Origin of the sequence: Nocardia acididurans (assembly GCF_016741815.1) — a bacterium.
GTDB classification, from domain to species: domain Bacteria; phylum Actinomycetota; class Actinomycetes; order Mycobacteriales; family Mycobacteriaceae; genus Nocardia; species Nocardia acididurans.
Map to the genome: position 1 here is coordinate 844,257 of NZ_JAERRJ010000001.1, position 20,905 is coordinate 865,161.

Genomic DNA, 20,905 nt, shown 5'->3' on the forward strand with positions numbered 1-20,905 from the left:
CGGTGACAGTGCTGGACACGACGCCACCCGGTGACGCCATGGCCGAACCACCCGAACGGTGGACGGCCACGCACGGGCCTGCCGCCGGGGCATTCGCGAAATACCGTGCGGCAGCGGCGGATACCGGCGCCTTCGACGCCTGCGGCCTGCCCACCGGCGGCCACTACGACGAACTGGTGGACGGCGCCGGCCGGCTGCGCGAATCCTGGTCCGAACTGTCCGCCGACTTCCTCGAACAGGGCCGGGACGGGTTGCGCCGCATAGACGAGCGCGTCCGGCGGCTCATCGAGGACGACGGCATCACCTACACCGAACGCACCGCCGCCGAGGAACCGGCCACCCCGTCCCCCTGGCGGCTGGACCCGATACCTCTGCTCGTCTCCGACACCGATTGGGCCACACTGGAAGCCGGTGTCGTACAGCGCTCCCGGCTGCTCGACGCGATCCTCGCCGACGTGTACGGGCCCCGCCGCACGATTACCTCCGGACTGCTGCCGCCGCGCATCGTGTTCGGGCACAGCGGGTATATGCGTGCGGCACACGGGATTTCACTGCCCGGCAGGCACCAGCTGTTCCTGCACGCCTGCGACATCAGCCGCTGGAGCGACGGCGCCTTTCGCGTCCTCGCAGACTGGGCGCAGGCCCCCTCCGGGGCGGGCTACGCCCTCGCCGACCGCCGCGTCGTCTCGGCCGCCATCCCCGAGGCGTTCGAACTCGCCAGCCCCCGGCCGCTCACCCCGTTCGTCCGCGCCATGCGCCTCATGCTCATCGAAGCCGCGCCGCGCGCCGCCGACGAGGAGCCGGTGGTGGTCGTGCTCAGCCCCGGCGTTCACTCCGAAACCGCCTTCGATCAGGCCTATCTCGCCTCGGTCCTGGGATTCCCGCTGGTGGAGAGCGCCGACCTGGTGGTCCGCGACGGCTATCTGTGGATGCGCTCGCTGGGTACCCTGAAACGCGTCGACGTGGTGCTGCGCCGAGTCGACGCCGAATTCTCGGACCCCCTGGATCTGCGCCCCGATTCCCAACTGGGGGTGGTCGGTCTGGTCGAGGCGCTGCGCCGTGGCGCGGTCACGGTGGTCAATACGCTCGGCAGCGGCGTGCTGGAGAGTCCGGCGCTGGCGGCGCACCTCCCGCGCCTGTCGCGGGCCCTGCTCGACGAGGACCTGAAGCTCCCCGGCGTCCAAACCTATTGGGGCGGTGACGACATCGAGCGCAGCCACCTCACCGCCCAGCTGCACCGGCTCATCCTGCGCTCCACCGAGGACGGCACCACGGTCTTCGGCCCTCTGCTCGCTCGGGCGCAACTCGCCGAATGGCGCGCCCGCATCGACGTCGAAGGCTGGCGCTGGGCCGGCCAGGAGCCCGCCCGCTTCTCCGTGGCCCCCGCCGTCGCCGACCGCGGCGAACTCGCCGCCGCACCAGTCGAATTCCGCCTCTTCTCGCTGGCGGGCCGCGTCGGGTACCGCGTCATGGGCGGCGGCCTGGGTCAGCTCCATCAACGCACCGGACCCGACGGCATGATCAGAGAGGCTGCCGCCAAGGACATCTGGGTGCACGCGGCCCCCGCCCCGGTCCCGGCCGTCGACGTCCCCGACGAACGCGAGCGCCGCGCCCCGGCCGTCCCCACCCTGGAGGTCGTCAGCCCGCCCCGCGTCCTCAACGATTTCTTCTGGCTCGGCCGCTACGCCGAACGCGCGGAAGTCACCGTCCGCCTGGTCTGCGCCATCCACGACCGCTACCAGGACTACCGCTACCGCCCCTGGATGGAAGGCGCGGAAGCCATGCCCGTCCTCATCGCCGCCCTCGGAAACCTGACCGGAAGCCCCCCGCCCCCGCCGCGAAAGCGCCCGACCCCAGCGGCATCCACTCCACACGAGCCCTCCTCGATTCCAGGCGAGGCAGCCAGTAAGACGCCCGAGTCGGAGACGAACCCGCCGTCGGCGATGGACCCGCCCGAGCCGGCGACGAGCCCGCCTGTGTCGGCAATAGACCTGCCGGGGTCCGCTACGAGCCCGCCAGGGTCGGCGAGCCGCGAACGCGACACGGCGACCACGGATGCAGCGACAAACACCTCAACCGGTTGTTATCAACAACAATTCGCCGGTGAACATCTCGGGGACTACGCCTCGCAGTCCCAGGATGTCGCAGGTCAGCGGCAGGAGGCGCGTGGAGCTCCGCAGCCGCCCAGCGGGTCTGACGCGGACCCTTGGAGAAAACCACAGATGGGTTCGGATCAAGGCCAGAATTCCGGTGGGCAGCAACAGAGCTCCGGTGGGGAGCAGCAGCGGGGCGCGGCGGGACGGCGGGCGATGCGGCGGCGAGAGTACTCGGATGAGCCGACCGTGCCGATCACTCTCCCCGGGGCCTCTCGGCGGGATCACGACTATCTGCTGGCGTTGACCGTGGATCGGGAGTTGCCGGGGTCGCTGGCCTATGCCATGGACAGGTACGCGAAAGTGGCTCGGGCGGTTCGGGATCGGCTGTCGCCGGATACCTGGATGATTCTCGGATCGGTGGATCGGGCGCTGTCGGAGTATCGGGCGGCCCGGGGGGATCGGGGGGCGGCGCTGGCGGCGGTGCATTCACGGGCGCTGTCGGCACTGCTGTCGCTGGCCGGAATCGACGCGGAAAGTGTTGTGCGCGATACGGGTTGGTACGTGATGGATATCGGGCGGCGGATCGAACGGGGGCTGGCGCTGACCGCGCTGCTGCGGGGCGCGCTGTGCGAGACCTATCCGGCCGAAACGGATCGGGTCGTGATCGATGCCGTGCTGTCGGCGACGGTGTCCTCGGTGACCTATCGCCGCAGGCATCGGGATTCGCTGCGGATCTCGGCCGTCGCGGGGCTGCTGCTGTTCGATGCGAGCAATCCGCGGTCGCTGGCCCATCAGCTGGAACGGATGGAGGCCGACTTCTTCGCACTGCCCGCGACATCGGGATCCTCACGGCCGCAACGACTGTTGACCGACGCTCAGCGCATGCTGCGACGCGTCGATCCGGCGGACCTCGAGACCGCTGACCAGGAGGGGGTGCGCACCGAACTCGTGGAACTGCTCGACGGGGTGCATCTGCGGCTGCGGAAGATCGCCGAATCCTTCGAGGCGACACGGCTTTCGGTGCCGCGCGAGATGCAGCCGCTGTGGGGCTCGGCGCGGGTCGTGGGGTGAATGTGCGCAGATATCGGGTATTGCATCGCACTGTGTACGAGTACTCGGACGCGGTCACCAGTTCGTACGGGCGGGCGTATCTGACGCCGCGCGAATTCCTCGGACAGCGGCTGGTTTCGCATGACGTGCATGTGGATCCGGTGCCGTCGGACCGGTCGGTGGGCGCGGACGTGTACGGCAACACCACGCTGTACTTCCATGTCACCGCCGAACATCATCGGCTCGAGGTGACCGGGGAGTCCGTGGTCGAGGTCGGCAGGCCCGCCGAGCTGCCCGACCTGCCGTGGGAGAAGGCTCGTCCGGCCACCGAGAACGGGCCGCTCGCAGTCGAATTCACCCTCGACCTGAGCCCGCCCGAGCTCACCCCCGAGATCGGGGATTATGCCGCCGAATCCTTTCCGTCGGGCCGGCCCCTGCGCGAGGCGGTGGCCGAATTGACCACTCGCATCCACACCGACTTCGCCTACGAATCCGGTTCCACCACCGTGAGCACCCGCGTCGCCGACGTTTTCGAGGCCCGCGCAGGCGTATGCCAGGATTTCGCCAGGCTCGCCATCGCCTGCCTGCGCTCGCAGGGTCTGGCCGCCCGCTACGTCTCCGGCTACCTCTCCACCGACCCGCCGCCCGGCAAGGAACGCATGGTCGGCGTGGACGCCACGCACGCCTGGGCGGCGGTCTGGCTGCCGGACGGTCCGGGGGAGGGGCGCTGGATCGGATTCGACCCCACCAACGATCAATTCGCGAACGACCGGTACGTCACCCTGGCCTGGGGACGCGACTACGCCGATGTCCCGCCACTGCGCGGAATCATCTACACCGACGCGAAGGAGAGCACCATCACCGTCTCCGTCGACGTCGCCCCGCTGGAGGTCCCCGATGCGTGATTTCAGCTGCCCGCGCTGCGGTCAGCAGCTCGCCTTCGAGAACAGCCTCTGCCTGAACTGCGGCAGCCCTTTGGGTTTCAGCCTCGCCGAACGCGCGATTCTGATCCTGGCCGACGAACCGAAACCGGATTCCCCGCCCGGCGAGAACGGCGGAAACGGCAACACCGCCGGCACCGTGGACGCGCAGCGATTCCAGCTGTGCGCCAATCAGCATGTCGCGCAGTGCAACTGGTTGGTGCCCGCCGCGGACGGCGACCCGGCGCCGCTGTGCGAGTCCTGCCGGCTCACCCGTACGCGGCCCAATGACGCCGACACCGACTTCCTGCCCGCCTTCGCCGAGGCCGAATCCGCCAAACGCCGGCTCGTCCTGGAGCTCGCCGAACTCGGGCTGCCGATCGTCGACCGCGACACCGACCCGGAGCACGGCCTCGCCTTCGACCTGCTCTCCAGCGCATCGGACCGGGTGATCACCGGCCACGAGAACGGCGTCATCACCCTCGACCTCGCCGAGAGCGACGACGTGCACCGCGAGCAACTGCGCGTCGAGATGGACGAGCCCTACCGCACCCTGCTCGGCCACTTCCGGCACGAGATCGGCCACTACTACTTCCCGGTCCTCGTCGACACCGACGCCGCCCTGGACCGCTACCGCGAACTCTTCGGCGACCCCTACGCCGACTACCAGGAGGCCCTGGACCGCCACTACGCCGAGGGCGCGCCCGCGGGCTGGGAGAACACCCACGTCTCCACCTACGCCACCATGCACTCCGCCGAGGACTGGGCCGAGACCTTCGCCCACTACCTGCACATTCGCGACACCCTCGACACCGCCGCCGCCTTCGGTTTCGCCCCGGCGGGCGCGACCCTGGACCGTCCACAGGTGGGCCGCGCGGGCTTCGACCGCATCATCGATCTGTGGCTGCCGCTGGCCTGGTCGCTCAATATGCTCAACCGCTCGATGGGCCACCGCGACCTGTACCCGTTCGTGCTGGCCGACCCCGTTCTCGCGAAAATGCGGTTCATCCACGAGCTGTGTACGGGACTATGAGTCGGTGTCCAGTGATGTGGCGCCGGTCGCCCCCGCTTCCGGGCGACTATTGCGCCCCTGTAAACTCGTGATCATCATGCAGCGGGCACTTCTCCTCGGCCGCCGCGACGGGTTCTGATACGGACTGGCTCCCGTCGCGGGTGTTAGTCGTGCCGGTCTACCCCAACCTTGGGATCCAGCCACACTTTCGGAGATAAATCGCCATGTCACCTGCTGATGCCTTCGTTTCCGGTTCGCGCACCATCACCGTGCCGTCCAAGCCCGCCCCGGCCGATCAGCCCGCGTGGAACAAGCAGAAGAACTCCTCGATGCCGACCTTCCGGTATCGCCCGTTCGCCGAAGAGGTCGAGGCCGTCGAGCTGCCCGACCGCACCTGGCCGAACAAGGTCATCGACCGCGCCCCGTCGTGGTGCGCCGTCGACCTGCGCGACGGCAACCAGGCGCTGATCGACCCGATGAGCCCGGCCCGCAAGCGCCGCATGTTCGACCTGCTGGTGCGCATGGGCTACAAGGAGATCGAGGTCGGCTTCCCCGCCGCCTCGCAGACCGACTTCGACTTCGTCCGCGAGATCATCGAGGACGGCGCGATCCCGGACGACGTCACCATCCAGGTGCTGACCCAGTCCCGGCCCGAGCTGATCGAGCGCACCTTCGAAGCCTGCAACGGCGCGCCCAACGCCATCGTGCACTTCTACAACTCGACCTCCATCCTGCAGCGTCGCGTGGTCTTCCGCGCCGACCGCGAGGCCGTGAAGAAGATCGCCACCGACGCCGCCGCGCTGTGCCTGGAGATCGAGAAGCGCTACCCGGACACCAACTGGCGCTACGAGTACAGCCCGGAGTCCTACACCGGCACCGAGCTGGACTACGCGCTGGACGTGTGCGACGCCGTCTCCGCCATCATCGCGCCCACCCCGGCCAAGCCGCTGATCATCAACCTGCCCGCCACCGTCGAGATGGCCACGCCCAACGTGTACGCCGACTCCATCGAGTGGATGAGCCGCAACCTGGCCCGCCGCGACTCCATCGTGCTGTCGCTGCACCCGCACAACGATCGCGGAACCGCCGTCGCCGCAGCCGAATTGGGCTACCTGGCCGGCGCCGACCGCATCGAGGGCTGCCTGTTCGGCAACGGTGAGCGCACCGGCAACGTCTGCCTGGTCACGCTGGGCATGAATATGTTCTCGCGCGGGGTGGATCCGCAGATCGACTTCTCCAACATCGACGAGATCCGCCGCACCGTCGAATACTGTAACCAGCTGCCCGTGGCCGAGCGCCACCCCTACGGCGGCGACCTGGTCTACACGGCCTTCTCCGGCTCGCACCAGGACGCCATCAACAAGGGCCTGGACGCCATGAAGGCCGCCGCCGACGCCGCGAACGCCGACGTCGACGACATCACCTGGGAGGTCCCGTACCTGCCCATCGACCCGAAGGACGTCGGCCGCACCTACGAGGCCGTCATCCGGGTGAACTCGCAGTCCGGCAAGGGCGGCGTCGCCTACATCATGAAGACCGACCACGGGCTGGTGCTGCCGCGCCGCCTGCAGATCGAGTTCTCGCAGGCGATTCAGAAGATCACCGACGGTGAGGGCGGCGAGGTCACCCCGAAGGAGATGTGGGACGTCTTCTCCGAGGAGTACCTGTCGGCCATCACGCCGCTGGAGCGCATCCGGCAGAAGGTGACCGCCTCGGAGACCGACGGCGGCACCGACGCCATCAGCGCGGTGGTGAAGGTCGACGGCGTCGAACAGGAGATCACCGGCACCGGCAACGGCCCGCTCGCCGCGTTCATCGACGCGCTGTCCACCATCGGCTACGACGTGCGCATCCTGGACTACAGCGAGCACGCCATGTCCGCGGGCGACGACGCGCAGGCCGCGTCCTACGTCGAGGTGGCCATCGGCGACAAGGTGACCTGGGGCGTCGGCATCGCCACCTCCATCACCACCGCCTCGCTGCGGGCGGTCGTCTCGGCCGTCAACCGCGCGGCCCGGACACGCTGAGAGACACAGGCATTCGCGTTGCTGCCCCGCAACCCACAGATGAACGTGTGGTTGCGGGGCAGTTGCGCAGGTGCGCGAAGGTTCACCAGACCGGGAACCGACCGGGGCGGTGATGTTAGCGTTGAAACGCATTAGCGCCGAGCTCTCTGCTCGAACCGTCGGGCAGATGGGGGACACGTGACCAAAGATCAGAATTCGACCTCGCAGGCCGAGGGCAAGGAAGTCGACGCCGGCAAGGCGCACGACCCCCTGGACGCCCTCGCCGCGGCCGCCGCATCGGAAGCCGGCGAGAACTCGGCCGACCGGGCCGAAGCCCCGGCCGAGGAGGACAGCAAGTCTCCCGCCGGGTTCTTCCCGCCGGTGCCGGATTCGATCGACCAGAGCGGTGTGGCATTCGAGCAGACCGTGCACTTCGGTGCCTCGGGCCAGCCCGACCTGCCGCCGCCCCCGCCCGGTGCCGGACCTTTTTCCGGTCCGAACGGACCCGGTGAAGTGCCTAATGGCTTTCCTGGAGCTCCAAATGGGCCTGAGGCCGGTCCGAATTCGTTTGTTCCCGGTCCGTATGGACCTCCCGATGCGGGCAACCCGTTCGCGCAGGGGGCGAATCCCTATGCGCCGCAAGGGCCTTACAGTGCGCCGCCGCCGTACCCGGGCCCGGAGGGGCCGTACGCGTCCGGTCCGCAGGGGCAGTTCCCGCAGCCGGGGTTCCCGCCCACCGGGGGATACCCGGTGCCCGATGCCGGGCAGTTCGCGCCGCCGCCGAATCATGAAGGGGCCGGGGCGGTTCCGCCGCCGGGCGCGTCGTTCGGCGAGATCCGGCAGCAGACCGCCTACGGCGAGGTCCGGCAGGAGATCGGCAGCGACGGCATGGTGCGGCGGGTCTTCGACGATCCCGCACAGGCCGAGCACGCCGGGGGACCGGAGGCCGGGCACGGCCCGAACACCGGTCCGAACGCCGTTGCGGGCCATGGTCCGAACGCCGCGTCGAACGCACTCCCGGGCCACGGCCCGAACACCGGCCCCCACGCGGTCTCCGGACCGGGCGGCCCGAACACCGGACAGTTCGGCGGACCGGGACAGCCGGGCCAGTTCGCGCCAGGGGCAGAGCAACCGGGCGGGCCGATCTACAGCTGGTCGCCGCCGCCCGCCGCCCCGCCGCAGCAACCGCAGCCGGGTTTCCAGCCGGGCTGGGCTCCGCAGCAGCAGCCGGGCTATGGCCAGCAGCCGGGTCAGCCCGGCCAGCCCGGATACGGGCAGCAGCCGCAGCCGGGTCACTCGGTCAACGACCTGAACCTGCTGAAGCGGGCCCGCAAGGCCCCGCGCAGCGGTTGGCGGCGTGCCGTGCACAAGGCTTCCGGCGGTGTGATCAACCCCGGCGAGTCGCCGGCCGACGTCGTCTACCGTGAGCTCGTCGACCGGGTGAACCAGCCGGTGCGCGGCGACTACCGCATCGCCATCCTGTCGCTGAAGGGCGGCGTCGGAAAGACCACCACCACGGTCGGTCTCGGCTCCACCTTCTCGACGCTGCGCGGTGACCGCGTCATCGCCATCGACGCCAACCCGGACCTCGGCACCCTCGCCCACCGGGTACCCCGCCAGACCCGCTCCACGGTGCGAAACCTGCTGGAGGACAGCCACATCAGCCGCTACTCGGATGTGCGCGCCCACACCTCCCAGGCCCCGAGTCGTCTCGAAGTGCTTGCCTCCGAACAGGATCCGGCGGTCTCCGAGGCGTTCAGCGAGGCCGACTACCGCAAGGCCATCGGCATCCTGCAGCAGTTCTACAACATCATCCTCACCGACTGCGGCACCGGCCTGATGCATTCGGCCATGTCCGGCGTCCTCGATATGGCCAGCTCCCTGGTGCTGGTCACCTCGCCCGCCATCGACGGCGCACGCAGCGCCTCGGCCACCCTGGACTGGCTCGACCACCACGGCTACCACAAGCTGGTGGAACGAACCGTGGTGGTGGTCAACGCATCCCGCAAGGGCTCCTCGACCGTCGACCTGGACCAGCTGCGCAAGCTGTTCCTGGACCGCACCCGCGCGGTGCAGGTGGTGCCCTTCGACGACCACCTCGCCGAGGGCGCGGAGATCGACCTCGAACTGGTCTCCAAACCCACCCGCCGCGCCCTGCTGGAACTGGCCGCCATGGTCGCCGACGACTTCGGCTACCACGCCGCCCAGCAACACCAGCAGTTCCGCCCGCAGCAGCCGCCGCACCCGCAGCAGCCGCCGCACCCGCAGCAGCCGCCGCAGCACTGAGCTCGCAATGCCGAGGCCCCGCACCGCGTACGGTGCGGGGCCGGAATCCGTCAGCTGTCGTGGTTGGTGGCGCGGTGCGCGGCGGCGCGGAAGGCGGCGAGGATGGTGGCGATGGCCGGGCGCTTCTCGGCGTGCGGCCGCGTGGCGAGGTCGTAGACGCGGGCGGCGCGGACGCCGGCCAGCCGGAGCATGACCAGATCCGGGTGGCGGACCGCGTAGCGGGGCATGAGGGCGACCCCGTAGTGGGAGGCGACCAGGGCCTCGATCACGGTGAAGTCGTTGAGGCGCTGGGCGATTCGGGGCTGGACGCCGGTCACCGTGGCGATCGAGCGGAGCACGTCGTCGACGGGGAAGCCGCCGCGCACGCTGAGCCAGGTCTCGTCGGCCAGCTCGGCCGGGACCACCGCGCCGTTGCGGGCCAGGCGGTGATCGGGGGCGACCACGACGTCGATCGGCTCCCGCATGAGTACCCGCGATGCCACCCGCGGCCCGCCGATCGGTGTGGACCGCTCGTCGCGGTGGGTCAGCACGACGTCGTAATCCGCAAGCAGCCGAGGCACTTCCGAGGGCGGCACGTCTTCGTCCCGAGCCACCACGTCGACGCCGCTGCCCGCGAGTTCGGCGAGTACGCCGGGGAGCAGCAGGGCCGCGCCGGACGGGAACAGCGCCACCCGCACCTGCCCGCGTGGTGAGCCTCGATACGAATCCATTTCCGCCACGGCGCGATCCATGGCCGCGAGCACCTCGTCGGCGCGGACCACGAGGGCGCGGCCCGCATCGGTGAGCCGCACCCGCCGCCCGTCCGGCTCCAGCAGGGGTACTCCGGCCTCCCGGGCCAGCACCTTCAACTGCTGCGACACCGCGGAGGGCGTCATCGAAAGCGCCTGTGCGACAGCGGCAACCGTGCCGCGATCGGCCAATTCCCGCAGTACGCGCAGTCTCTCGATCGCCATGGCCGGGTTGCCGATCCGGGGCGGGCCGGGGTTGTCGCCGAGGTGCGCGACCGCCCCGGTGGGGACGTCCTGGCGCGCCGGTACGCGGCGCGGGCGCGGTGTCGCCGACTGCGGGGCCGTCGTTTGCGGAAACGGGGTGGTGGCCGCAATGCGCCGGGGCGGGCGGACCGTGCGCGGCAGGTTGCTCGTCCGGGCCGGGTCGGAGGCGTCCTGCGCGGATGCCCCGGGCTCGGCCGGTGTCGCCGGTTCCGGGGTGGTCTGCGGCGGCTCTGTGCCGACCGGTTGGTCTTCGTTAGATTGCATGAGGCACTGGTCTTCGATGGGTGCTCGGCCGGTCGCCGCGCGACATTGTTCAGTTTTACTACATCATTGCTGCAGAATTATTCGATTGTTCTTACCTATCGGCCGCCGCACACTGTGCCCATGACCAATCGTGATCGGCTGCTCGGGCTCACCGTCGTGCTCTTGTGGGGCCTGAACTTCCTCGCCATCCGGGTCGGGCTGGACCACTTTCCCCCCTTCTTCTTCGCCGCCCTGCGCTTCGCCGTGATCGCCGTGCCGGTACTGCTGCTGGTGCCGCGCCCGAACGTGCCGTGGCGGTGGCTGCTGCTCTACGGTGCTGGCTTCGGGATCCTGCAGTTCGCCTTCCTGTTCACCGCCATGCGCACCGGCATGCCGACCGGACTCGCCTCCCTGGTGCTGCAGTCCTCGGCCCCCTTCACCGTGCTGCTCGGCGCGATCTTCCTGAAGGAGCGACTGCGGCCCATCCAGCTGGGCGGCATCGCGGTCGCCATGGCCGGAATGGCCGTCATCGGCTGGGATCGGTCCCAGCACGCGGCACTGCTGCCGCTGCTGCTCACCCTCGCGGGCGGACTCGGCTGGGCCTTCGGCAATATCGGATCCCGGCTCGCCGCAGCCGAATCCGAGGGCGTGAACCCACTGCACCTGACGCTGTGGATGGCCGTGGTCCCGCCGCTGCCCATGTTCGCGCTGTCCGCGCTCACCGAGGGACCGGCCACCGGCTGGACCGATCTGATCGACTCGTTCTCGCCCAGCGGCTGGCCCGCCCTGGCCGCGCTCGCCTACATCGTGCTGCTCGGCACCATCGCGGGTTCCGGCCTGTGGACCTATCTGATGAGCCGCTACCCGGCGGGCACCGTCGCACCGCTGTCGCTGCTGGTTCCCGTGGTGGGCATCGCGGCGTCGTGGGCCTTCCTGCACGAGACCCCGTCGGCGCTCGCCCTGCTGGGCGCGGTCGTCGTGATCGCGGGCGCGTTCACCGCCACCTCCGCCGGGAAGCGTCCGGCGCCGGAACCGTCGGCGGCCCCGCTCGCGGACGCATCGTTCGCCCCCGCTGAAGCGCCGGTCGCGCCCGCCGCGGCCCAACTGGCAAAGGCGTAGAAACCTCGGGTACGGAAATTCGCACCCTACGGACCCGGCGCCGGTTCCCACTGCTTAGGATTCGATCCGGCGTGGGAGGTTGGGAATGGCAGGACAGCGTAAGTCCGTCACGCGGCGGACGGTGCTGCGGGGAACGGTCGCGGGTGCGGTGGCAGCGGGGGCGGCCGGGGCCTTGCGGCCGGGCCGGGCCGCCGCGGAACCGGGACCTGCGGTCGCGATTCTGGGCGGCGGCGTCGCCGGACTGACCGCGGCGCACGAACTCGCCGAACGCGGCTTCGACGTCACCGTCTACGAACGCCGGGCGCTGGGCGGCAAGGCCCGCAGCATCGCCGTCCCGGGCACCGGCCGCGACGGCCGCCCGGAACTGTGGGGCGAGCACGGCTTCCGCTTCTTCCCCGGCTTCTACCGGCACATCCCGGACACCATGCGGCGAATCCCGTTCGCGGGCAACGCGAACGGCGTATGGGACAACCTGGTCGCCGCACCCGAGGCCCGCTTCTCCCGCCGCGACACCGACGATGTCATCGTGCCGCTGGGCAAGGCGGGCAAGGTGTGGGCCTCACCCGACGACTTCCGCGAAACCGTCAGCTCGGCCATCTCCACCACCATGAAGATGCCGCAGACCGACGCCCTGCATTTCGCCAACCGGCTGCTGGTGTTCAACACCAGCTGCGACGCCCGCCGCTACGGACAGTGGGACCGGGTCTCCTGGCGCGAATACGTGGGCGCGGTCGGCCGTTCCACCGAATTCCGGATGCTGCTCTCCCGCACGCTGACCACCCTGCTGGTCGCCGCCAAGGACGATCTGGCCAGCACCCGCACCATCGGCAACATGGGTGAGCAGTTCCTCGGAAATCCGTTCGAGGTGGCCAATGACGGGCCGCTGGACCGGCTGCTCAACGGCCCCACCAACGAGGCCTGGATCAACCCGTGGACCGACCGACTACGCGAACTCGGCGTGAAATTCGTGAGCGGGGAGGTGCGCGGACTCGAACTCGACGGCCGCCGCGTCTCCGGCGCGCGGGTCGTCGACGCCGCCGGTAACGCCCGCGTGATCGAGGCCGACCACTTCGTCGCCGCGCTGCCCGTCGAAGTGGCGCGCAATCTGTGGACGCCCGAAATCCTTTCGCTGCGACCGGAATTAGCGGGCATGAGCCAGCTGGTCGTCGACTGGATGACCGGCATCCAGTTCTTCCTGAGGAACCCCAGCGACATCGCGCGCGGCCACGCCGCCTACGTGGACTCCCCGTGGTCGCTGACATCCATCTCCCAGAACCAGTTCTGGAACCGGACCCCGATGAGCGGCCTCGGCGACGGCACTGTGCAGGACTGCCTGTCGGTGGACATCTCCGACTGGAACACCCCCGGCATCCTCTACGGCAAGACAGCCAAGGAATGCACCCACGAGGAGATCGCGCGCGAAGTGTGGGCGCAGCTGAAAGCCCACCTCAACGACCGCAACGAACTGCTGCGCGACGACGACCTGCACTCGTGGTTCCTCGATACGGGAATCACCTGGGATGCCGCCGCACGGCGCAACAACAACGCCGACCCGCTGCTCATCAATACCGCCGGCTCCTGGGCGCTGCGCCCGGAATCGCACTCCGCGAATATCGAAAACCTGTACCTGACAGGCGATTACGTCCGCACCAACGTGGACCTCGCCACCATGGAGGGTGCGTCGGAGTCGGCGCGCACCGCCGTGAACGCACTCCTCGACGTGACGGGTTCGACCGCACCGCGCTGCAAGACGTTCACCCTGTACCGGGCCGCCGAACTGGAACCGTTCCGGCAACTGGACGCCACCCGCTTCGCGGCCGGGCAGCCGAACATGTTCGACGCCTAGGTAACTGCTCACAAATGGGTGGCGGGGCACGCCCGCCCACGCGTTGAATCGAGTCATGAGCGAGATCACGGACCCGGCCGAATTACGCGAACTCCTCGGTGCGGCCATGCCGCGCGCCGTCACCAAGGATCGCTACCAGCTGCACGAACGCGACCGCGAATGGATCGCGTCCACGCCGTTCGTGGTCCTCGCCACCAGTGACGCCGAAGGCAACTGCGACGCCTCCCCGAAGGGCGACCCCGCCGGATTCGTCAAGGTTCTCGACGACAAGACCATCGCCATCCCCGAACGGCCCGGCAACCGCCGCGCCGACGGCTACCTCAACATCCTGAGCAACCCGCATGTGGGAGTGATCTTCCTCATCCCCGGCCGCAGCGAAACCCTGCGCATCAACGGGCGTGCCCGATTACTGCGCGACGCACCGTATTTCGACGACATGGTGGTCAAAGGGCATCGCCCGATCCTGGCCATCGAGGTCGATATCGACGTCATCTTCTTCCACTGCGCCAAGGCCTTCCTGCGCAGCAACCTGTGGAAGCCGGACCGCTGGCCCGAAACCACCCTCCCCAGCCACGCCCGCCTGGTGAAGGAAGTGCAGACCAACGTCACCGAATCCGTGGAGCAGCTCGAGACCTACTATTCGCCCGAAAACTACGAGAAGGGCCTGTACCTCTAAACTCGCGGTCGTGGCAGACATCTCGATGCGCGGACAGCTCGCGCTGCGGGCGGCGACCTTGGCGTCGTGGGCCTCGCAGAAAGCCGGGCGCGGTAAAGGATCGATGATCGGCGGCCTGATCGCGCTGAAAATCGACCCGACCCTCATGACGCAGCTGGGGCGGGGCCGCCGCACGGTGCTGGTCACCGGCACCAACGGCAAATCCACCACCACGCGCATGACCACCGCCGCCCTGCAGACCCTCGGCGAGGTCGCCACCCAGGCCGACGGCGCGAACATGGACGCGGGCATCGTGGCCGCGCTCACCGCGCACCGCACCGCGCCGCTGGCCGCCATCGAGGTCGACGAACTGCACCTGCCGCATGTGGCCGACGCGCTGAACCCGTCGGTCGTGGTGCTGCTCAACCTCTCCCGCGACCAGCTCGACCGGGTCGGCGAGATCAACATGATCGAACGCCGCCTGCGCGAGGGCATGGCCCGCCACCCGCACGCCGTGCTCATCGCCAACTGTGACGACGTGCTCGTCACCTCCATCGCCTACGACCACCCGAATGTGGTGTGGGTGTCGGCCGGCAGCGGCTGGTCGGTGGACGCCACCAGCTGCCCGCGCAGCGGCGAACCCATCCTGTGGGAGGGCGAGCACTGGTACAGCACCGGAACCGATTTCCAGCGCCCCGAACCGCAGTGGCGCGTCGACGAGCACACCCTCTACGGCCCCGACGGCCTGGAAGTGCCGCTCGCCCTTGCCCTTCCGGGCCGGGCCAACCGCGGTAACGCCGCCCAGGCCGTGGCCGCCGCCGTCGCCCTCGGCGCGGATGCCGCGCAGGCCACCGCCGCCGCGGCCACCGTGCGCGAGATCGCGGGCCGCTACAAGACCGTCGAGATCGGCGGTCACACCACCCGCCTGCTGCTGGCCAAGAACCCGGCCGGCTGGCAGGAGGCGCTGTCCATGATCGACCCCGCCGCAACGGGTCTGGTGATCGCCGTCAACGGCCAGGTGCCCGACGGCGAAGACCTCTCCTGGCTGTGGGACGTCCGCTTCGAACACTTCGAGGGCACCCAGGTGGTGGCCGCCGGTGAACGCGCCACCGACCTGGCCGTGCGCCTCACCTATGCGGGCGTCGAGCACACCACCATCGCGGATCCCTTGCGCGCCATCGCATCCTGCCCCGCGGGCCGGGTCGAGGTGCTCGCCAACTACACCGCGTTCCGCGACCTGAACCGCGACCTCGAGGAAAAGGCAGGAGTGCGCGCATGAGTGACTCGACAGTGCGAATCGGCCTGGTCCTCCCCGACGTCATGGGCACCTACGGCGACGGCGGCAACGCCGTGGTCCTGCGCCAGCGCCTGCGCATGCGCGGCTACGACGCCGAAATCGTGGAGATCACCCTCCGCGACCCGGTCCCGGACTCCCTCGACATCTACACCCTCGGCGGCGCGGAGGACTCGGCCCAGCGCCTGGCCACCCGCCACCTCCAGAAGTACCCCGGCCTCCAGCAGGCGGCCGAGCGCGGTGCCCCCGTCCTGGCCATCTGCGCCGCCATCCAGGTTCTCGGCCACTGGTACGAGACCTCGTCGGGCGAAAAGGTCGACGGCGTCGGCATGATCGACGTCACCACCTCCCCCCAGGACAAGCGCGCCATCGGCGAGGTCTCCACCACCCCGCTCATCCCCGGCCTCACCCAGGCTCTCACCGGCTTCGAAAACCACCGTGGCGGAACCAAACTCGGCGGCGACGCCACCGGCCTGGCCCGTGTCACCCGAGGCGTCGGCAACGGCGTAGGCGACGGCCTGGAGGGCGTCGTCCAGGGCTCGGTCATCGGCACCTACATGCACGGCCCCGCCCTGGCCCGCAATCCCGAACTCGCCGACCTCCTCCTGTCGCGCGCCCTCGGCGTCGATTCCCTCGCCCCCCTGAACCTCCCGGAAGTAGACCAGCTCCGCCGCGAACGCCTCCGCGCCTGAGCCCTGCCGTCGAGCGGACCGCCCGGCCGCGATCCAGCGCCGGGTGGATTTCGCCATGGCCACACCATCCCCGCTCCGGCGTGTCCGAATCGTGATTCCTCATGAACGTGTTGAGGGTGGGGCGGCGGGCCGGTAGTCTCGCGCGCGGCCATACGTGATGAGGGAGGTGGCCGGTTGTTGCGCAGGCGCGCCGTGTTGAAGGCTGCCGGAATGGCGGGCTTGCTGGCGGGCATGGGGTCGGGTGCTGCTGTGCGCGGTGCCGGGCAGGCTCGTGCCGACCTACTGTGGAATGCGCTTTTCCAGGCGTGGGTGCCGGAAATCTTTGCGCCGCTGGCGGATCCGCCGGAGCACACCGAGGCGATCGTGATCGGGTCGGGGTTCGGGGCCGCTGTCACCGCGTTGCGGCTGGCGGAGGCCGGGGTGCAGAACACCGTGCTGGAGCGGGGGTCGCGGTGGCCCAACGATCCGTGGCGGGAGATCTTCACGGGGGATGATCTGCCGGACGGGCGCGGGTTCTGGCATCGGACCAGTTTCACCGGCGTCACCAAGGTGCCCATGCGGTTCGCGAGTTTCGGTGGCGTACTGGATGTGACCGAGTATCCGGGTATCGACGTGTGGCGGGCCGCCGCGGTCGGCGGTGGGTCGGTCGTGTTCACCGGGGCCATGGTCGCGCCGCCGAAGCATTTGTTCGACAGTGTCTTTCGCGGTGTCGTCGACTATGACGAACTGGATCGCCTGTACTACCCGCGGGTGCGGCAGATGCTGCGGCTGAACACCATGCCCGCCGACATCTACAACTCCGAGCCGTTCACGCATTCGCGGATCTGGGACGAGCAGGTGCGGGCCGCGGGGTATGAACCGGTGGCCAATGATTCGATCTTCAACTGGGATGTGCTGCGCGCCGAACTGGCCGGCAACTCGCGCAAGTCCGCGACCGCCTCGCGCAGCAACCTCGGCAACTCCAACGGCGCGAAGTTCGATCTGAACCAGAACTACCTGCGCTACGCGGAGGCGACCGGCCGGTCCACCATCTACCCGGGCCACCGCGTGGACACCATCGGCCAGGACCCCAACGGCAAGTACGTCGTGACGGTCACCAAGGTGGCCCCCACCGGCCAGGTGCTCTCCACCCGCACCCTCACCTGCGACCGCCTGTTCCTGGGCGCGGGTTCCATCGGCACCTCCGAACTGCTGGTGCGCGCGCAGGCCACCGGCACCCTGCCGCACCTCAACGAGCACATCGGCGACGGCTGGGGCACCAACGGCGACGCCGTGCTCGCGCGCAGCGTCAGCTCGCTGTCGTCCACCGGCGGCGGCGTGGCCAGTGCCAGCCGCATCCTGGACGAGTCGGGTATGCCGCTGCATCTCGAAAACTGGTTCGTCCCAGGGATTCCGTTCGAAACCGGCGCGGTCGCCTCACTCGGCATCGCACTGGATCCGACCCGCGCCCGCTTCGGCTACGACCGCGCCGGCAATGGCGTCGGCCTGAGCTGGCCGGCCGCCGCACAGCAGGCGGTGCTGTCCGCCGTGCGCGCGGTGGACGACCGAATCGCCTCCCGCGCAGGCTCACTCGTCGATTACACGCCGATCGGCTACGACGCCAACGCCTTCTTCACCGCGCACCCGCTGGGCGGTGCGGTACTGGGCCGCGCCACCGACGCCTACGGCCGCGTCCACGGCCACCCGGGTCTCTACGTCATGGACGGCGCGGCCATCCCCGGCAGCACCGCCACCGTCAACCCGTCGCTCACCATCGCGGCCATCGCCGAGCGCAATATCGAGGCGATCCTGCGTGCGGGCGGCCCGCACGGCCCGTAACCAGGTAGTCCACAGGGGGAATTCACCCTGTGGACAGTTTTCCGCACGGCAGTAGTCCGCATGCGGAATGGGGTGCGGGGACCGAGTCCCCGAGGCCGGGTGACTCGTCTGGCGCGGTTTCGCGCGCAGGCGGTCGCCCGCGGTTAACCTCGGCTGGGGCCGTTCGATGAGGAAGGGGTCCGTGATGCGCGAGGTCGACGCCCCGGAGTTGGAAGAGCTCCCGCACAAGCCGCCGGTGCTGTGGGTCGATTTCGTCATGCTCGCACTGGCCGTCGTGTCGGTCGCGCTGATCGTGTGGGTGACGTTCTTCCCCGTCTCGGGTTCGGCGTACCGCACGGTTGTGATCGTCGACTGGACCATTTGCGCGATATTCGCGGCGGAGTTCCTCTGGCGCTGGCGACGCGAGGGCTGGCCGTGGACCTTCCCGTTCGTCTACTGGTACGAGGTCCTGGGCATGATCCCGGTGACCAGCCCGTTCTTCCGCGGCTTCCGGCTGCTGCGCATCGTGGTGATCCTGGTCCGCCTGGGCCGGGTCGCGGATCGCGCACTGGGCGAACGGGTTACGGCCGCCGTGGTGAACCGCTCGGTGGGCACCATCGTCGAAGCCATCAAGCGCCCGGTCACCATGGCCGTCCTGGACGAGGTCGCCGAGGTGCTGCGCACGGGCCACTACACCCGCAATATCGCCAACGCCCTGGAGGAGAACCGGATCGAGATGGATCAGATGATCCTCGAACTCATCCGCGCGGATCCGCAGCTGGGCCGTGTCCGCTATCTCCCCTTCCACGAGGACATCATTCGCGGTATCGCCGACGCCAGCTTCCGGATCGTCTTCCAGGTGCTGGCCGATCCGCGCACCGACGAACTGGTCGCCGATGTGTTGCGGGAGAACATCAATCAGATGCGCGAGGCCGTGCAGGACGGCGTGCGCGTGCCGGAATCAGTGGACCACAGGCAGTTCCCCTGATCCCGGCCCGGCGACCTACACGTGCGAGCCGTGCCGGATCTCCTCGCGCGGTTCCGCCATCCGCAGCGTCTCCCACAGGATGAGCGCCACCAGCACGCCGCACAGCAGGCCCAGCGCCGCCATGGCGGGCAGTACGGAGGCGAGCGGGATCAGCACCAGCAGCGCCACCGCGGCCACCAGTCGCGCCACGCTGATCTTCCCGGTGGCGTACTGCTTGCAGCCGACGAGCGCGATCAGATAGGCCGCGACACCGCCGTAGAGGCAGAACAGCGGAATTCCGTGCAGCGCGTCGCGCAGCGTATGCCCTTCGTCCTGGCCGACATAGTTGAGCACCTTCTTCAATCCCAGTGAGAGCGCGATGATTCCGGCGATCATCGGGAAGTGCCAGTAGGTGTAGCTGCCGCGCGCGATCTGGATGCGCCGCTCGCCGGTGGCCTTGTGCAGCTCGTGCTCGACAGCCAGCGCCGCCACATCGAAGTACGCCCACCACAGCAGCCCCGACACCGCGAGCCCGAGCAGGGTGCCGACCACGATCGGCCACGAAACCGGAAGTCCCGCAACGCCGATGCCGATGGACACGATGGATTCGCCCAGCGCGATGATGATGATCAGCCCGTACCGTTCGGCGAAGTGCGAGGCCGAGATGAGCCGCCAGTCGTTGCCCGCGATCATGGTCCAGGCCATGTCACCGGCCAGGGCCGCGAACCACAGCCCGATCTGCCAGTTGTCGTGGTTGAACGCGCCGATGAGCAGCAGGGTGCCCGCGATGGTCAGGGATCCGGCGGCCCAGCGGATCACCTGCCCGCGTAGTTGGGGATCGTCGGCGCTGGCCATCCAGAACATGGCGAGGTGGACGAAGCGCACCACCAGGTAGGCGATGACGAACACCAGCGGCCCGTACCAGCCGCCGGGTAGATCGTGGAACGCCTCGGGGATGGTGAGCGCGATGACGAAGGTCGCGCCCATGGCCACTAACATGGCGAGCCGGGCGATGCCCTCGTCCGCCTTGATGACATTGCCGAGCCACGAGTAGGCGATCCACGCCCACCACAGCAGCATGAGGATGAGCAGCGCCTTGAGCAGCCCCTTCGGGGTGGCGTCATGGGCTGCGGCGTCGGTGACCATGGTGAAGGCGAACACCACGACCAGGTCGAAGAAGAGTTCCAGCTGCGTGACGGAGGCGTTCTCCGCCATCGTCATGAGTCGGGAGCGAGATCGTTGCGCACCGGGCATGTGGGACATACTGCAGTGCGCGGGGCCGGAACGGCAGGGTAAGCGACGCGTGTTCGCCTACAGCGTCAGGCGGTGCCGAAGCCCGGTTCGAAGCCGCGGCCGTAATGCTGTTGCGGCGTATAGGTTGCGGGCTCGTAGCCGATGGATTCGGCGTAGGGCAGTTCCTCGGCCTCGGTCTCGGCGACCAGGTCGATGCCGTGCACGGATTCGACGAAGGCGATGAAGTTCTCGACCATCACCTCGCCCTCGCGGCGCGCGGTGCGCTTGAGCAGCATGCCGGGCGCGGGGATGGGGAGGTAGACCTCGGAGTGGTACCAGACCTCGGTCGCGCCGTCGCCGGTCTCGGTGAGTTCGAACCAGCCCTGACCGCCGGCTCCGGCGCTGCTCTCGGTGACCTTCCAGGCCACCCGGTCCTCGCTGCACGTGTACTCGACGACCTGCCGGTCGGGCCGTCCCATGACGTTGGCGGAGACGTAGACCCGCTTGGGGCGTCCGTGCTTGTCGCGTCCGGCGACCCGGACATCCTGATGGGAGGGTGACCAGTCCGGGAGCTGCTCGACCATGAGCAGCGCCTCCATCACCTGATCGGGATCGATGTCGATGACGAACCGGTGATCTGTTTTCGTACGCATGCAAAACCCTCCAGCTTCGGGTGCCGATTGTGACCAGCGTCGCT

The 20,905-nt window shown here is 69.2% G+C and carries 15 protein-coding genes; 12 read left to right on the forward strand and 3 right to left on the reverse strand.

The window, feature by feature from the left end; genetic code table 11:
* Positions 1 to 2: 2 nt before the first annotated feature.
* The 5 genes from JK358_RS03835 (at position 3) to JK358_RS03855 (ending at position 9,370) form a co-directional block, all read left to right on the forward strand.
* Positions 3 to 3,167: a circularly permuted type 2 ATP-grasp protein gene (locus JK358_RS03835; protein ID WP_372440598.1), complete on the forward strand. Its 3,165-nt coding sequence runs from the start codon at positions 3 to 5 to the stop codon at positions 3,165 to 3,167.
* The gene (locus JK358_RS03840; protein ID WP_201943499.1) at positions 3,140 to 4,051 is read left to right on the forward strand and encodes a transglutaminase family protein; all 912 of its coding nucleotides are present in this window, start codon (positions 3,140 to 3,142) and stop codon (positions 4,049 to 4,051) included. Before JK358_RS03835 ends, JK358_RS03840 begins: the two co-directional genes overlap by 28 nt.
* On the forward strand, positions 4,044 to 5,099 hold the full coding sequence (locus JK358_RS03845; RefSeq protein WP_201943500.1) for a zinc-binding metallopeptidase family protein: 1,056 nt from the start codon (positions 4,044 to 4,046) through the stop codon (positions 5,097 to 5,099). Before JK358_RS03840 ends, JK358_RS03845 begins: the two co-directional genes overlap by 8 nt.
* A gap of 203 nt (positions 5,100 to 5,302) precedes the next feature.
* Positions 5,303 to 7,105, forward strand: coding sequence for a 2-isopropylmalate synthase (gene leuA / locus JK358_RS03850; protein ID WP_201943501.1), 1,803 nt, complete (start codon positions 5,303 to 5,305; stop codon positions 7,103 to 7,105).
* A 177-nt stretch (positions 7,106 to 7,282) separates the two neighbouring features.
* Complete coding sequence (locus tag JK358_RS03855; RefSeq protein WP_372440599.1) at positions 7,283 to 9,370, forward strand: MinD/ParA family ATP-binding protein; 2,088 nt, start codon at positions 7,283 to 7,285, stop codon at positions 9,368 to 9,370.
* 50 nt (positions 9,371 to 9,420) lie between these two features.
* Here the strand turns inward: JK358_RS03855 and JK358_RS03860 are convergent, their stop codons facing one another.
* Positions 9,421 to 10,323, reverse strand: coding sequence for a LysR family transcriptional regulator (locus tag JK358_RS03860; protein WP_201943843.1), 903 nt, complete (start codon positions 10,321 to 10,323; stop codon positions 9,421 to 9,423).
* 423 nt (positions 10,324 to 10,746) lie between these two features.
* On the opposite strand from JK358_RS03860, the gene JK358_RS03865 reads away from it, so the two are divergent.
* From JK358_RS03865 to JK358_RS03895, 7 genes are all read left to right on the forward strand, one after another.
* Positions 10,747 to 11,724 (forward strand): EamA family transporter, encoded by a 978-nt coding sequence (locus JK358_RS03865; protein ID WP_201943502.1) that lies wholly within the window; start codon positions 10,747 to 10,749, stop codon positions 11,722 to 11,724.
* 85 nt (positions 11,725 to 11,809) lie between these two features.
* Positions 11,810 to 13,570 carry a hydroxysqualene dehydroxylase gene (locus JK358_RS03870; RefSeq protein WP_201943510.1) on the forward strand — a complete coding sequence of 587 codons (1,761 nt, stop codon included), beginning with the start codon at positions 11,810 to 11,812 and terminating at the stop codon, positions 13,568 to 13,570.
* A gap of 55 nt (positions 13,571 to 13,625) precedes the next feature.
* Positions 13,626 to 14,246 carry a pyridoxamine 5'-phosphate oxidase family protein gene (locus tag JK358_RS03875; RefSeq protein ID WP_201943512.1) on the forward strand — a complete coding sequence of 207 codons (621 nt, stop codon included), beginning with the start codon at positions 13,626 to 13,628 and terminating at the stop codon, positions 14,244 to 14,246.
* A gap of 25 nt (positions 14,247 to 14,271) precedes the next feature.
* The gene (locus tag JK358_RS03880) at positions 14,272 to 15,504 is read left to right on the forward strand and encodes a Mur ligase family protein (protein WP_201943845.1); all 1,233 of its coding nucleotides are present in this window, start codon (positions 14,272 to 14,274) and stop codon (positions 15,502 to 15,504) included.
* Positions 15,501 to 16,211: a type 1 glutamine amidotransferase gene (locus JK358_RS03885; protein WP_201943514.1), complete on the forward strand. Its 711-nt coding sequence runs from the start codon at positions 15,501 to 15,503 to the stop codon at positions 16,209 to 16,211. Before JK358_RS03880 ends, JK358_RS03885 begins: the two co-directional genes overlap by 4 nt.
* A 210-nt stretch (positions 16,212 to 16,421) precedes the next feature.
* Positions 16,422 to 18,029, forward strand: a complete 1,608-nt coding sequence (locus tag JK358_RS03890; protein WP_201943516.1) for a GMC oxidoreductase — start codon at positions 16,422 to 16,424, stop codon at positions 18,027 to 18,029.
* 184 nt (positions 18,030 to 18,213) lie between these two features.
* Positions 18,214 to 18,996, forward strand: a complete 783-nt coding sequence (locus JK358_RS03895) for an ion transporter (protein ID WP_232850598.1) — start codon at positions 18,214 to 18,216, stop codon at positions 18,994 to 18,996.
* Between the two features lie 15 nt (positions 18,997 to 19,011).
* Here the strand turns inward: JK358_RS03895 and JK358_RS03900 are convergent, their stop codons facing one another.
* Together JK358_RS03900 and JK358_RS03905 are read right to left on the reverse strand one after the other, a co-directional pair.
* The gene (locus tag JK358_RS03900; protein WP_372440608.1) at positions 19,012 to 20,190 is read right to left on the reverse strand and encodes a low temperature requirement protein A; all 1,179 of its coding nucleotides are present in this window, start codon (positions 20,188 to 20,190) and stop codon (positions 19,012 to 19,014) included.
* Positions 20,191 to 20,294: 104 nt separating this feature from the next.
* A complete protein-coding gene (locus JK358_RS03905) occupies positions 20,295 to 20,861 on the reverse strand; it encodes an SRPBCC family protein (protein WP_201943523.1) in 567 nt (188 codons plus the stop codon).
* Between the last annotated feature and the right edge of the window lie 44 nt (positions 20,862 to 20,905).

Coding starts and splice junctions, on each gene's coding strand:
- JK358_RS03865 (WP_201943502.1), top strand. CDS start 10,747: ATGACCAATCGTGATCGGCTGCTCGGGCTCACCGTCGTGCTCTTGTGG.
- leuA (WP_201943501.1), top strand. CDS start 5,303: ATGTCACCTGCTGATGCCTTCGTTTCCGGTTCGCGCACCATCACCGTG.
- JK358_RS03860 (WP_201943843.1), bottom strand. CDS start 10,323: ATGGCGATCGAGAGACTGCGCGTACTGCGGGAATTGGCCGATCGCGGC.
- JK358_RS03905 (WP_201943523.1), bottom strand. CDS start 20,861: ATGCGTACGAAAACAGATCACCGGTTCGTCATCGACATCGATCCCGAT.
- JK358_RS03870 (WP_201943510.1), top strand. CDS start 11,810: ATGGCAGGACAGCGTAAGTCCGTCACGCGGCGGACGGTGCTGCGGGGA.
- JK358_RS03880 (WP_201943845.1), top strand. CDS start 14,272: ATGCGCGGACAGCTCGCGCTGCGGGCGGCGACCTTGGCGTCGTGGGCC.
- JK358_RS03845 (WP_201943500.1), top strand. CDS start 4,044: ATGCGTGATTTCAGCTGCCCGCGCTGCGGTCAGCAGCTCGCCTTCGAG.
- JK358_RS03900 (WP_372440608.1), bottom strand. CDS start 20,190: ATGGCGGAGAACGCCTCCGTCACGCAGCTGGAACTCTTCTTCGACCTG.
- JK358_RS03885 (WP_201943514.1), top strand. CDS start 15,501: ATGAGTGACTCGACAGTGCGAATCGGCCTGGTCCTCCCCGACGTCATG.
- JK358_RS03890 (WP_201943516.1), top strand. CDS start 16,422: ATGGCGGGCTTGCTGGCGGGCATGGGGTCGGGTGCTGCTGTGCGCGGT.
- JK358_RS03895 (WP_232850598.1), top strand. CDS start 18,214: ATGCGCGAGGTCGACGCCCCGGAGTTGGAAGAGCTCCCGCACAAGCCG.
- JK358_RS03875 (WP_201943512.1), top strand. CDS start 13,626: ATGAGCGAGATCACGGACCCGGCCGAATTACGCGAACTCCTCGGTGCG.